Source organism: Rugamonas violacea (genome assembly GCF_016461825.1).
Taxonomy (GTDB): domain Bacteria; phylum Pseudomonadota; class Gammaproteobacteria; order Burkholderiales; family Burkholderiaceae_D; genus Rugamonas.
In genome coordinates this window covers 34,627-47,934 of sequence record NZ_JAEMNU010000037.1, presented here as the reverse complement: position 1 = coordinate 47,934, position 13,308 = coordinate 34,627, and the positions used below count along the sequence as shown (strand labels likewise).

Genomic DNA, 13,308 nt, shown 5'->3' with positions numbered 1-13,308 from the left:
CCGGCCCACCCTTTTTCCGCCACAGATTAACCCGATGAAACTCAAATTCACCAAGATGCACGGCGCCGGCAACGACTTCATCGTCGTCGACGCGATCAACCAGCAGGTCGAGCTGAGCGCCGCGCAGTGGCGGCGCCTGGCCGACCGCCGCTTCGGCATCGGCGCCGACCAGATCCTGGTGGTCGAGCGGCCCACCCTGCCCGGCTGCGACTTCCGCTACCGCATCTTCAACAACGACGGCGGCGAGGTCGAGCAGTGCGGCAACGGCGCGCGCGCCTTCGTCAAGTTCGTCGCCGAGAAGGGCTTGACCGGGCTGAGCAGCATCCGCGTCGAGACCAAGGCCGGCGTCATCGCGCCGCGCCTGGAGGCCGACGGCAGCATCACCGTCGACATGGGCGCGCCGCAGCTGGCGCCGGCCCAGGTGCCGTTCGACGCCGACGGCCTGGCCGGCGTGGCCGCCGGCCGCGACACGCTGTGGCCGCTGGTGCTGGAGCTGGGCGGCGCGCGCGAGACGGTGCTGGTGTCGGTTCTGTCGATGGGCAATCCGCACGCCGTCCAAGTGGTCGACGACGTCGACAGCGCGCCGGTCGACCTGAGCGGCCCGCTGATCGAGCATCACCCGCGCTTCCCGCGCCGCGTCAACGCCGGCTTCATGCAGGTGCTCGGCCGCCGCCACATCAAGTTGCGCGTCTACGAGCGCGGCGCCGGCGAAACGCTGGCCTGCGGCACCGGCGCCTGCGCCGCCGTGGTGGCCGGCATCCGCCGCGGCCTGCTCGACTCGCCGGTGCGGGTCGACGCCCGGGGCGGCCAGCTGAGCATCGCCTGGGCCGGCGAGGGCGAGCCGGTCTGCTTGAGCGGCCCGGCGGTGACCGTGTTCGAGGGCGAGATCACGCTGTAGGCGGCATGGCGCGCGCGTATCGCGCCGCATCGCACGGCCGCCGCCGGTCCGCCGCCGCGCCCGGCGCGCTCAGGCCGGCTGCAGGCCGCCGTCCGACGGCGCCTGCGGCAACCAGGTCTTGAGCCGGTACAGGCGTTGCCGGTAGTTGCCCTCCGGCCCGTTCGGGCCGCAGTCGATGCGCTCGAACAGGCGCACCACGCGGTCGAGCATCTGGCGCTGCTGCAGGGTGCGCAGCAGGATCAGGCGGCGCTTGCTGCGGCCGTAGGCGGCGCGGATGTCGACCACCAGGCAATGGCCCTGGTCGGCCGATTTCATATCCAACAACAAGGCCTCGGCGCGGGTCAGGCCGAACAGGGCGGCCAGCTCGATGCGGCCGGCCAGCAAAGGCTGGCAGTCGACCAGCTCGCGCGTCAGCAGCGGCACCACCTCGGCGGCCCAGCCGGCGCCGTGCTGCGGCGCGGCGATGCGCGCCAGCGCGGCCTCGGCCTCGTCGCAACCCTGGGCGGCGGCCTTCTGCAGCCAGTAGGCGGCGCGCACGTCGCTGTTCTCGTCGCCGCGGCGGGTGCGCCAGGCGTGGATGCCGCATTCGAGCTGGGCCGCGCTGTGGCCCATGTCGGCGGCGCGCTCCAGGTAGGTCTGCGCCTCGACCACGCTGCGCTGGGAAAACTCCGGCTTGATATAGATGCGCGACAGGGCGAACCAGGCTTCGGCCAGGCCCTGCTCGCCGGCCTGGGTCAGCCAGCGGATGGCGCGCTTGAAGTTGACGGCGGCGATGCCGGAACTGAGGCGGGCGCCGTCGCCGCGCATGCGGGCGAACCACAGGCCCAGTTCGAGCTGCGAGCGGCGGTCGCCGCCGTGGGCGGCCAGCTCGCGGCAACGCTGCAGCTCGCCCTCGCTGAAGGGGTCGGGGGCGGCGACGTCGTTGAGCGCGCGGGCACAACGGGCCAGCAGCGCCACCTGCTGCGCCTCCAGCTGCCAGCCGCTGGCGCGGGCCGCCTCGGCGTCGGCCGGGGCCTGCTCCAGCAAGCCGCGCGCCAGCGGCAGCGCGCGCTCCAGGAAGGCGCGGCGGTCCTCTTCCTCCCATGCCTGTTGCAGCACGGCGTACTGCGCCGCCGGCACGCCGTTGTCGGCGGCCCGGGTCAACCATTGCTGGCCGTCGGCGCCGGCCGGCGCCGGCATGGCGGCGGCCACGACCGGCCCGGCGACGGCCGCCGCCGCCGGGCCGGGCTGGCTGGCCAACAACCACTGCGCCTCGGCCGAGCCGGACCGCGCGGCGGCCTCGAGCGCCTGCCGGGCGCGCTCGCGCAGCGGTGCATCGGCCTGCTGGCCGCCCTGGCTGAGCACCAGTTGGGCCAACACCAGCCCGGCCGCCGCGATGCCCTCTTGATAGGCGCGGTCGTACCAACCCAGCGCGGCGGGCAGGCAGTGGCGCGCGTGTTCGAAGGGGATGTGGTGGCCGATCAGGCGCCAGGCCTCGTCCTGCTGCTGCTGGGCGGCGCGGTTGAGCCAGTGCAAGGCCGTCGGCATGCTACGCGGCAAGCTGGCGCCGCCGAACAAATACAGCTTGCCCAGCGCCAGTTGGCTACCCGCGTCTCCGGCGCGGGCGCCACGGATGATCCCTAACTCTTCTCGATTTGCCATCGTCTCACTATGAATCCGATTCATGAAGCGGGCGGTGCGTCCGCGCTGTCTGCGCAGGGTGGGACGGCCGATGTGCTTATTTATCTTGCCACGAAACAAGATGAGGCTGCCAGATAAACTAGAAGTCCAGTGTAGGGGGGCAAGCTGCCGCCAGACTTACAAAGCGCTAAGTGTTTGATCTTACACAAACAATTGCCCAGGGACCGGGCCGCGCCATCGTGGCGTTTTGACCACCATGTGTGGTGGCAACAATGTTAAAAACACCCTGATGGCCAGCCTGTTAAGCGTTTCGAAAATACAACAGGAAGCCCGCTTTGCCCCGCTTTCGACCAAGACAAGTACTCATAATCGACCAATCCGGCGTGATTGGCGCGGCCAGACATTAAGGTTCAGCTCATCCGAGTGGCGCGGCTTTCCCGCTCGAAGGCTAGTTGGGATGTTTGTACGATTCACTTTTAAAGGAATAACAAATGAAAAAATCTTTAGTGGCTCTGGCACTCCTGGGCGCATTCGCCGGTGCGCAGGCACAATCGTCCGTGACGATCTACGGTACCGTCGACGCCGGCGTGACCAAACGCACCGGCACCACCGCCGCCATCGGCAAGCGCGACAACAACAAGCTCGGCTTCAAGGGCGTGGAAGACCTGGGCAGCGGCCTGAAGGCCCTGTTCCAACTGGAAATCCGCTACGAGCCGGACACCGGCACGCTGGAAAGCGGCACCCGTCCCCTGTTCCAGGGCCAGAGCCGGGTCGGCCTGCAGGGCGGCTTCGGCACCGTGCGCCTGGGCCGCGGCCTGACCGCCTTCCAGGAATCGATCACCGCCTTCGAACCATGGAGCGGCCTGCCGAGCGTGGCCGGCTTCCAGACCGACCTGCAGGTGGCCGGCTACGCCACCGCCTTCGGCTCGGGCAGCGATCCGCTCGGCCCCGCCGGCAACTCGGGCAACCGCCTGTCCAACGCGCTGTTCTATAACACCCCGGTGTTCAACGGCTTCCAGCTCAACGCCACCGTCGGCAGCAAGGAAAACGGCGGCAGCGCCACCGCCCTGCAGGGCCGCAACGCGGTCGGCACGCCGGCCCAGTACCCGATCGGCGCCGATGCCAGCGCCAATCCATACTCGCTGTCGGGCACCTTCAACAACGGTCCGTTCGCCGCCATGGCCGCCTATGAGCGCAACGCGGTGGAAACCAAGCTGTGGTCGGTGGCCGCCTCGGTGGTGCCGGTGACCGGCCTGAAACTGATGGCCTCCTATCAGAAACAGGATCAGGAACACACCAAGCCGGTCAACGGCGAAACCAAGTCCTGGATCATCGGCGCCAACTACACCACCGGCCCCGGCAAGATCCTCGCCGGCTACGGCCAGAAGACCCCGGACGGCGTGATCAAGACCAAGGAAATCTCGCTCGGCTACGAATACAACCTGTCGGCCCGCAGCTATCTCTACGTCGAAGCGTCGAACCGCAAGCAGCCGGCCGTCGGCTCGGCCACGGTGGACACCTCGGTCAATTTCTACGGCCTCGGCATCCACCACAACTTCTAACCGGGATCGGCCACGGCATGGCATGACGACGAGCGGACTTGGGCGACCAGGTCCGCTTTTTTTTTCGCCGCCGCTGGCGCCCCGGCCGCCGCCGTGGTCGGATAAACGGCACTTTGTTTGAATTTGTTTATGTGTGTTTTTTCCGCAACCCCGCCGCCGCCAGGCGTTTAGCGTTCTGTACAAGGCGGGGGAACGATGTCATATTCGTTAAGCGCCGAATTAGTACGGACGTTCGTTTTTCACAAAAAACAGATAAAACAGGAGACAGCATGAAAACAAAAATCCTCGCAGGTGTCATCGCGGCGTGTTTCGCCGTCCCGGCCTTCGCGCAGTCGAGCGTGGTGATCTACGGCATCGCCGATGCGGGCTTGATGTATGTCAACAACGGCGGCAACGACGCCCGCACCAAGCTGGTCAGCGGCATCGCCGACGGTTCGCGCCTGGGCTTCAAGGGCACCGAGGATATCGGCGGCGGCTACAAGGCCATCTTCAACCTGGAGGCGCGGGTCGAGCTCGACAACGGCAAGCAGCAGGCCGGCAACCTGTCGACCAACCAGGGCTACGCGCTGACCAAGGGCCTGGCCTTCACCGTGCCGGCCGCCGCCGGCGGCGCCGCCACGGCCGCCAAGCTGCTGGCCGGCGTGCAGGCGGCGCTGCAACCGAATCCCAACGTCAACATCAACGGCGCCCTGTTCGACCGCACCTCGATGGTCGGCCTGGTCACCCCGGTCGGCGCCGTGCTGCTGGGCCGCATGTACACGCCGGGCTACGAGGTGTTCAACAACGCCGACGTGTTCGAGTCGGGCACGGCGGCCGGCTGGGGCGGCATCGTCGGCGGCACCGGCGGCCTGCTGACGGCCGGCATCGCGATCCGCTCCGACAAGGCGCTGCAATACCGCGCCGAGATGCCCAACGGCGTCGGCGTCTCGCTGATGTACGGCACCGAAAAGTCCGGCTATGTCGGCATGGACAAGCGCTCCTGGGGCGCCAACCTGCGCTACCGCGGCAACGGCTGGGACCTGGGCGTGGCGCACAACTACGGCACCGACCAGGTCGGCGCGCGCGGCCTGGTGACCACCACCATCGGCGGCTCCTACGCGGTCGACAACTGGAAGCTGTTCGCCGGCTACCACCAGCAGAAGAACGAGAACTCGGTGATCATCCGCTTCGCCGCCGACAGCCTGGCGCCGACCTTCGCCGCCTTCGGCCCGGCGCTCGGCCCGGTGCTGGCCGGCCAGCTCAACACCGCGCTGCGGCGCACCTTCTACCTCGACGCGGCCAGCTACCAGCTGGGCTTCCACTACCGCGTCGGCGCCGGCCGCGTGATGGCCTCGATGGTGCGGCAGAACGACAAGACCGCCTCCAACAGCGACGCCACCCAGTACGGCCTGGGCTACGACTACAACCTGTCGAAGCGCACCGACATCTACTCGATCGTCGCCTACATCAAGAACCAGAACGACGGCCAGTACGCGATCGGCGCCGCCAGCGCCTCGGGCGGCTTCACCGCCACCCCGGGCATGTCGAGCAAGGGCGTGCAGATCGGCATGCGCCACCGCTTCTAAGCGGCGGCCAGCGGGCCGGCGCCGGCGCGCCGGCCGCCCATGCGACGCCCGCGGGCGTCGTTTTTATTTCAGCGGCGGGGCGCGCGCAGTGAGCAGTTCGGCCGGGCTCAGGTAAAATGCCTGTTGCCGGCTTTCCCCCATTCGCATTTTTTCACACGACACGCTCAATGACCGCTCCACTGGACTCCCACATCGTCGCCCAATACCTGACCGACCATCCGCAATTTTTCGAGGAGCATGCCGGCCTGCTGGGCGACATTAGACTGTCCAGTCCGCTGACGGGCCGCGCCCTGTCGCTGCAGGAGCGGCAGATGGAAGTGATGCGCGAGAAGTACAAGGCGCTCGAACTGCGCATGGCCGACCTGCGCCGCCTGGCCACCGAGAACGAGGCGATCGCCAACAAGTTCCACCTGTGGACCCGCATCCTGCTCGAGGCCGAGGACGTCGGCTCGCTGCCGCACGCCGTGGTCGACGGCCTGAAGACCAGCTTCGACGTGCCGCAGGCCACCCTGCGCCTGTGGAACGCCGACGCGCTGTATGCCGACGAGTGGTTCGTCGGCGGCGTCTCCGCCGACGCCCGCCTGTTCGCCGGCGGCCTGCAGGCGCCCTACTGCGGCAACAACAACGATTTCGAGGCGGTGCGCTGGCTGGCCGAACCGGCCGCCGTCAGCTCGACCGTGATGATCCCGCTGCGCAAGCCGGGCAGCAAGGGCGCCGCCTTCGGCCTGCTGGTGCTCGGCTCGGCCGACCCGGCCCGCTTCACCGCGCTGATGGCGACCGATTTCCTGGTCCACATCGGCCAGACCAGCAGCACCGCGCTGGCGCCGCTGCTGGCCTGAGCCCGCCCCGCCGCCATGGACGCCGCGCGCAGCAAGCTCGAATCGATAGACGCTTACCTGCTGCAGCTGGCGACCCAGCGCAAGCTGTCGACACACACCCTGGCCGCCTACGGCCGCGACCTGCGCGAGCTGGCCGCCCTCTCGGCCGAGACGGCCTGGGCCGCGCTGGGCCAGGCCGAGGTCCGCCGGCTGGCCGCCAAACTCCATTCGCGCGAGCTGGAACCGCGCTCGATCGCCCGCAAGCTGTCGAGCTGGCGCGGCTTCTTCGACTGGCTGGGACGCCACACCGAACTGGCCGCCAACCCGGTCGACGGCGTGCGCGCGCCCAAGCGCGCCAAGACGCTGCCGCGCGCGCTGTCGGTCGACGACGCGGTGCAACTGGTGGCGGCGCCGGCCCGGCCGCGCGCCGGCGCCGCCGCCGAGCCGGCCGCGCTGTGCGACCACGCCATGTTCGAGCTGCTGTATTCGAGCGGCCTGCGGGTCGCCGAGCTGTGCGGCCTGGACCTGCGGCACCGCAAGGCCGACGCCGCCGGCCCGGCCTCGCTGGGCTGGCTGGACCGGGAGGGCGGCGAGGTGCTGGTCACCGGCAAGGGCAACAAGATGCGCAGCGTGCCGGTCGGCGCCGCCGCGCTGGCCGCGCTGGCCGCCTGGATCGCCGTGCGGCCGGCGCCGGCCGACGGCTCGGCCGCGCTGTTCCTCAACCAGCGCGGCCGGCGCGTCTCGCCGCGCGTGGTGCAACTGCGCCTGCAGGCCCATGCCGTGGCCAGCGGCGCGCCGGTGCACGTCCACCCGCACATGCTGCGCCACTCCTTCGCCTCGCATGTGCTGCAATCGTCGGGCGACCTGCGCGCCGTGCAGGAGATGCTGGGCCACGCCAGCATCAGCTCGACCCAGGTCTACACGGCGCTCGACTTCCAGCACCTGGCCCAGGTCTACGACCGGGCCCATCCGCGCGCCAAGATCAAATAGACGGCGGCGCCGCTTGACGCGGCTCAAACGGGCGATTTGCAAGCATTTGCGAAATTCCGGCATAATCGAGCGGATTCGACCTCGGCGCGCGCCAGCGGCGGCCGCCTCCCACCCACCTGTATCGGCAAGCACATGGCACTGATCCCCACCACCATCCTGACCGGCTTCCTCGGCGCCGGCAAGACCACCCTGCTCAACCGCATCCTGCAGGAGCCGCACGGCATGCGCATCGCCGTCATCGAGAACGAGTTCGGCCAGGAAAACATCGACAACGAGATATTGCTGCAGGACGGCACGGAACAGATCGTCGAGATGAACAACGGCTGCATCTGCTGCACCGTGCGCGGCGACCTGATCGTCGCCCTGACCGGGCTGGCGCGCCGCCGCGCCGCCGGCGAGCTGCAGTTCGACCGCGTCGTCATCGAAACCACCGGCCTGGCCAACCCCGGCCCGGTGGCGCAGACCTTCTTCGTCGACGAGGAAGTCGGTTCGCACTACATGCTCGACGCCGTGCTCACCGTGGTCGACGCCCGCCACGCCATGGCCCAGCTCGACGAACACGAGGAGGCGCAGCGCCAGGTCGGTTTCGCCGACCGCCTGCTGCTGTCGAAGACCGACCTGGTCGACGCCGACAGCCTGGCCGCGCTGACCCGCCGCCTGAAGCGCATCAATCCGCGCGCGCCGATCGGCCAGGCCGACTTCGGCCGCACCCCGCTCGACGAGGTGCTCGACCTGCGCGGCTTCAACCTGAACGAGAAACTGGAGCTGGACCCGGACTTCCTCGCCACCGAGGGCGGCCAAGTGCACGACCACGAGCACCCGCGGCAGGAGCAGCACGCGCACGGCCAGGAGCACGAGCACGACCACGTGCACGGCGAGCATTGCGACCACCCCAGCCACAACCACCACCACGCCGGCCACAGCGACGAGATCGCCGCCTTCGTCTTCAAGAGCAGCCGGCCGTTCGACAGCGCCCGCCTCGACGAGTTCCTCGGCGGCCTGGTCCAGGTCTACGGTCCGCGCATGCTGCGTTACAAGGGCGTGCTGCTGATGCAGGGCGCCGAGCGCAAGGTGGTGTTCCAGGGCGTGCACCAGTTGATGGGCAGCGACCTGGGCGCCAAATGGGGCGAAACCGAGGAGCGCGGCAGCAAAATGGTGTTTATTGGTAAAAATCTACCGAAAGACATCTTTATTCGCGGTTTGGAACAGTGTTTGGTATAAACTATCCGGGTTTTGCGGGGGCCAGTCCCGTTCGCACAGGCAGGATCGCTGAGCTTGTCGCCGTGTATTTCCAGCGCGACAACAAATCGAGATGGCAATATGCGGCAAAGCGTGCCAAAATCAGCCAAGCAAGCGGCGCGCCCATCGGCGGCCGACGCCCTGCCTGATCCGGCCGCCCGGCGGCAACGACCGCGACGCGCGCAAGCGCCAACCGAGGCCGGCAGCGGCCGGTCCCCCTTGTCAGCCAGCACGAGCGGGCGCCGATGGCGCCGGCTAGGACGAAACGAAAAAAGTTGCCAAAGAAGTAAGTGCAGGAACATCCGGCAAGCTCGGCAGTGCCAAAGCGGATACCGGTACAGTGGACGGCACAGCGCCGCGCCGCTGATCAATTTGAAAACTCTGTCGTATCGAAGGTAAGCGAAGTGATGACTAAAACTAATAAATCGACCCCCGCCGCCGGCACAGACCATGCCCTGACCGAAGAAGAAATTCTCAAGATGGATGAGAAGGACTACATGAATCCGGCGCAAATGGCTTTCTTCAAGGCGAAGCTGCAAACCCTTGAAAAAGAATTGTTGAAGAACGCCGGCGAGACCACCGAGCATCTGCGCGAAACCGTGCTGGTGCCGGACCCGGCCGACCGCGCCACGATCGAGGAAGAGCACGCACTGGAACTGCGCACCCGCGACCGTGAACGCAAACTGTTGAAAAAGGTGCAGCAATCGATCGCCGCGATCGACGCCAACGACTACGGCTGGTGCGAAGAGACCGGCGAGCCGATCGGCATCCCGCGCCTGATCGCCCGCCCCACCGCGACCTTGTCGCTGGAGGCGCAGCAGCGCCGCGAACTGAAACAAAAGCTGTACGGCGACTAAGCGGCGCCGTCCCGCCCCCCGGCCCCGGCCGGACGAAGAAGCACGCGACCCCGGTCCGCGTGCTTTTTTTTCGTGCGGGAAAAAGCGCCGTTCGGCTACACTGGACAGGCGGCGCTCCCGCCCGCGCAACGACGAGGAAAGACGTGGGACTGTTCTCGCTCTTCAAGAAAAATCCCCGGCCGCCGGCCGCCCCCGGCAACGGCGCCGACGCCGACGCCGGGGCCCGCCCGGCCGCCGCCGGCGAGACGCTGCGGCAGAACAGCCAGGCGCTGCAGCGCGACATCGCCCGCGCCACCGCGATGAAGATCGACGCCATCGAATCGGCCATGGAGCTGGACATTTTCGCCGACGCCGAGCCGGCCTGGCGCGGCCGGCCGCGCCAGGCCGGCGCCAGCGTCGTCGGCGACGGCGCCACCCTGCCCCTGCTCGGCCAGCACAGCACCGAGCTGCTGGGCGAGGCCGAACTGCCGGCGACGCCGCCGCACAGCGCGCCGGTGGTCGAGGAAAGCGCCATCCTGTACGCCAACGGCCAGGCCGCGCTGGCCGAGCAGATGCTGCGGGCCAGCCTGGCCGAGCAGGCCGGCGCCGAGCCGGGCCGGCGCGACCGCACCGTCTGGTGGCTGCTGTTCGACCTGTACCAGCTGAGCGGCCAGCAGGAGCGTTTCGACGACCTGTCGATCGACTACGCCAGCGTGTTCGAAACCTCGCCGCCGAGCTGGCGGGCCGGCGCCGCCGGCGCGGCCGCCGCCTGGGCCGGGGTGGCGCCCGGCGCCGTGCTGGGCGGCCCGCTCGACGCGCGCCTCGCGCCCCAGCTGGAGCGGCTGGCCGCGCTGGCCCGGGGCGGCGGCCCGCTGCGGCTCGAACTGGGCGGGCTGGACGCCGTGGCGCCGGCCGGCTGCGCCCTGCTGCTGCCCGCCCTGCACGCCTTGCAGGCCGGCGGCCGCGAGCTGGTGGTCACCGGCGCCGCCGAGCTGGCCGGCCGCATCCGCGCCGCGCTGCAGGTCGGCCGCCGCGACGACGGCGCGGCGGCCTGGCTGCTGCTGCTCGAACTGCTGCAACTGCTGGGCCGTGAAAAGGACTTCGAGGAGTGCGCCATGGATTACTGCGTCACCTTCGAGGTGTCGCCGCCGTCCTACGTGGCGGCGCCCAAGGTGGCCACCGCCGCGCCGCAGCCGAGCGCCGCCGCCGCCCAGCGCTTCGTGCTGCCGGCCCTGGTCGACGGCGACGCCGCCGCGCTGCTGCGGGCGGTGCGCGACCACGCCGCCGGGCGCGGCGGCCTGGTGTTCGACTGCTCGCGCCTGGCGCGCATCGAGTTCGGCGCCGCCCACCAGCTGGTGGCCGCGCTGCAGGCGCTGGCGGCGGACGGGAAAAAACTGGAATTGCGCGACCTGAACCATCCGGTGGCGGCGCTGCTGCGCCTGCTGGGCTGCGCCGACATCGCCAAGATCTACCCGCACCGTTATTAACGAATTGATATCGCGGCGGCCGCGCACGCCTTGCAATTGCCGCCGGCAACCCCAAATCCGTCTGATCGGCGGCAATCCGTTTTCTCTGAGAGGCAAGCATGGAACAATTTCACGGCACCACCATCCTCTGCGTGCGGCGCGGCAAGCAGGTCGCGCTGGGCGGCGACGGCCAGGTGACGCTGGGCAACATCGTCATGAAGGGCACGGCGCGCAAGGTGCGCAAGCTGTACCAGGGCAAGGTGCTGGTCGGCTTCGCCGGCGGCACGGCCGACGCCTTCACCCTGCTCGACCGCTTCGAGGGCAAGCTGGAGAAGCACCAGGGCAACCTGCTGCGCGCCTCGGTCGAGCTGGCCAAGGACTGGCGCACCGACCGCGTGCTGCGCCGCCTCGAGGCGATGCTGCTGGTGGCCGACAGCGAGTCGACCCTGGTCATCACCGGCAACGGCGACGTGCTCGAACCGGAGGACGGCGTCGGCGCCATCGGCTCGGGCGGCAGCTACGCCCAGTCGGCCGCCATCGCGCTGGCGCAGAACACCGAACTGGCGCCGGCCGAGATCGTCAAAAAAGCGCTGACCATCGCCGGCCAGCTGTGCATCTACACGAATCTGTCGCACATCATCGAAACCCTGGACTGAGCGCCCGCGCGGCCCCGACCACCACCCATTTTGCAGGCAGCCCCATGAACATGACACCGCTGGAAATCGTCGCCGAACTCGACAAACACGTGGTCGGCCAGGCCAAGGCCAAACGCGCCGTCGCCATCGCCCTGCGCAACCGCTGGCGCCGCCAGCAGGTGGCCGAGCCGCTGCGCCACGAGATCACGCCGAAGAACATCCTGATGATCGGCCCGACCGGGGTCGGCAAGACCGAGATCGCGCGCCGCCTGGCCAAGCTGGCCGACGCCCCCTTCATCAAGATCGAGGCGACCAAGTTCACCGAGGTCGGCTATGTCGGCCGCGACGTCGACACCATCATCCGCGACCTGATCGACATCGGCGTCAAGCAGACCCGCTCGGCCGAGCTGGCCAAGGTGCGCGCCCGCGCCGAGGACGCCGCCGAGGACCGCGTCATCGACATCCTGCTGCCGCCGGCGCGCGACTTCGGCTTCAACACCGCCGGCCCGGCCGGCGAGCCGGCGCCCGGCGAGGCGACCCGGCAAACCTTCCGCAAGCGGCTGCGCCAGGGCGAGCTGGACGACAAGGAGATCGAGCTCGAACTGGCCGACGCCGGCCCGCAGATGGAGATCATGGCGCCGCCCGGCATGGAGGAGATGACCGAACAGATCAAGAGCATGTTCTCCGGCATCGGCGGCGGCCGCAAGAAGTCGCGCAAGCTCAAGATCAAGGAGGCCATGAAGTTCCTCGTCGAGGAGGAGGCGGCCAAGCTGATCAACGAGGACGAGATGAAGCAGAAGGCGATCCAGAACGTCGAGCAGAACGGCATCGTCTTCCTCGACGAGATCGACAAGATCGCCTCGCGCTCCGAGGTGGGCGGCGCCGACGTCTCGCGCGCCGGCGTGCAGCGCGACCTGCTGCCGCTGGTCGAGGGCACCACCGTCAACACCAAGTACGGCATGATCCGCACCGACCACATCCTGTTCATCGCCTCCGGCGCCTTCCACCTGGCCAAGCCGTCCGACCTGATCCCCGAGCTGCAGGGCCGCTTCCCCATCCGCGTCGAACTCGAATCGCTGTCGATCGCCGACTTCGAGCGCATTTTGACCAGCACCGACGCCTGCCTGACCAAGCAGTACGAAGCCCTGCTGGCCACCGAGGACGTCAAGGTGGCGTTCACCCCGGAGGGCATCACCCGGCTCGCCGAGATCGCCTTTTCGGTCAACGAGCGCACCGAGAACATCGGCGCGCGCCGGCTCTATACGGTGATGGAGAAGCTGCTCGAGGAAGTCTCCTTCGCCGCCAGCGAGACCGGCGGCAAGGTGGTCAGCATCGACGCCGCCTATGTCAACGAGCGGCTCGACGCGCTGGCGGTCAACGAAGACCTGTCGCGCTACGTGCTGTAAGGGAGGGCACGGCATGGCCAACAAGGCACTGGCGACGCGGCAGAAGATGCAGTTCCGCATAGAACCCTCGCAAAAACCGCGCAATCCGGTGGCCGTCGCCGCCAAGGCGCGCGCCGGCGGCGCCGGGCCGCACGCTAAGCCGCCGACCGGCCAGCGCCAGGCCGCCAAGCGGGCGCTGGCCAAGGCCAGCCTGAAAACGGAGGACGAGGCCTAGCGCCGGCGCCGCAGCGCCGTTCGGCCCGGAAAACCCAGGGGCGTGAACCTGGGGTCGGA

12 protein-coding genes are annotated in these 13,308 nt (G+C 68.9%); 11 read left to right on the top strand and 1 reads right to left on the bottom strand.

Going from position 1 to position 13,308, the window contains the following annotated elements:
- Window positions 1-34 precede the first annotated feature (34 nt).
- A complete protein-coding gene (gene dapF / locus H7U20_RS07860) occupies window positions 35-898 on the top strand; it encodes a diaminopimelate epimerase (RefSeq protein WP_199519042.1) in 864 nt (287 codons plus the stop codon).
- A gap of 69 nt (window positions 899-967) precedes the next feature.
- On the opposite strand, the gene H7U20_RS07855 is transcribed toward dapF, so the two are convergent.
- On the bottom strand, window positions 968-2,539 hold the full coding sequence (locus H7U20_RS07855) for an SEL1-like repeat protein (protein ID WP_199519041.1): 1,572 nt from the start codon (window positions 2,537-2,539) through the stop codon (window positions 968-970).
- 470 nt (window positions 2,540-3,009) lie between these two features.
- On the opposite strand from H7U20_RS07855, the gene H7U20_RS07850 reads away from it, so the two are divergent.
- From H7U20_RS07850 to H7U20_RS07805, 10 genes are all read left to right on the top strand, one after another.
- Window positions 3,010-4,080 carry a porin gene (locus H7U20_RS07850; protein ID WP_199519040.1) on the top strand — a complete coding sequence of 357 codons (1,071 nt, stop codon included), beginning with the start codon at window positions 3,010-3,012 and terminating at the stop codon, window positions 4,078-4,080.
- A 269-nt stretch (window positions 4,081-4,349) separates the two neighbouring features.
- The gene (locus tag H7U20_RS07845; protein ID WP_199519039.1) at window positions 4,350-5,645 is read left to right on the top strand and encodes a porin; all 1,296 of its coding nucleotides are present in this window, start codon (window positions 4,350-4,352) and stop codon (window positions 5,643-5,645) included.
- Window positions 5,646-5,812: 167 nt separating this feature from the next.
- Window positions 5,813-6,484, top strand: a complete 672-nt coding sequence (locus tag H7U20_RS07840) for a DUF484 family protein (RefSeq protein ID WP_199519038.1) — start codon at window positions 5,813-5,815, stop codon at window positions 6,482-6,484.
- A 15-nt stretch (window positions 6,485-6,499) separates the two neighbouring features.
- Window positions 6,500-7,453 carry a tyrosine recombinase XerC gene (locus H7U20_RS07835; RefSeq protein ID WP_199519037.1) on the top strand — a complete coding sequence of 318 codons (954 nt, stop codon included), beginning with the start codon at window positions 6,500-6,502 and terminating at the stop codon, window positions 7,451-7,453.
- Window positions 7,454-7,585: 132 nt separating this feature from the next.
- Entirely contained in the window at window positions 7,586-8,674 is a 1,089-nt protein-coding gene (locus H7U20_RS07830) for a CobW family GTP-binding protein (protein ID WP_199519036.1), read from the top strand.
- A 425-nt stretch (window positions 8,675-9,099) separates the two neighbouring features.
- Window positions 9,100-9,549 carry an RNA polymerase-binding protein DksA gene (gene dksA, locus H7U20_RS07825; protein WP_199519035.1) on the top strand — a complete coding sequence of 150 codons (450 nt, stop codon included), beginning with the start codon at window positions 9,100-9,102 and terminating at the stop codon, window positions 9,547-9,549.
- A gap of 143 nt (window positions 9,550-9,692) precedes the next feature.
- Window positions 9,693-11,015: an STAS domain-containing protein gene (locus tag H7U20_RS07820; RefSeq protein WP_199519034.1), complete on the top strand. Its 1,323-nt coding sequence runs from the start codon at window positions 9,693-9,695 to the stop codon at window positions 11,013-11,015.
- Between the two features lie 98 nt (window positions 11,016-11,113).
- Window positions 11,114-11,650 carry an ATP-dependent protease subunit HslV gene (gene hslV / locus H7U20_RS07815; RefSeq protein ID WP_199519033.1) on the top strand — a complete coding sequence of 179 codons (537 nt, stop codon included), beginning with the start codon at window positions 11,114-11,116 and terminating at the stop codon, window positions 11,648-11,650.
- A 44-nt stretch (window positions 11,651-11,694) separates the two neighbouring features.
- Window positions 11,695-13,035 carry an ATP-dependent protease ATPase subunit HslU gene (hslU, locus tag H7U20_RS07810; protein ID WP_199519032.1) on the top strand — a complete coding sequence of 447 codons (1,341 nt, stop codon included), beginning with the start codon at window positions 11,695-11,697 and terminating at the stop codon, window positions 13,033-13,035.
- 13 nt (window positions 13,036-13,048) lie between these two features.
- Window positions 13,049-13,249: a hypothetical protein gene (locus H7U20_RS07805; RefSeq protein ID WP_199519031.1), complete on the top strand. Its 201-nt coding sequence runs from the start codon at window positions 13,049-13,051 to the stop codon at window positions 13,247-13,249.
- Window positions 13,250-13,308 lie beyond the last annotated feature (59 nt).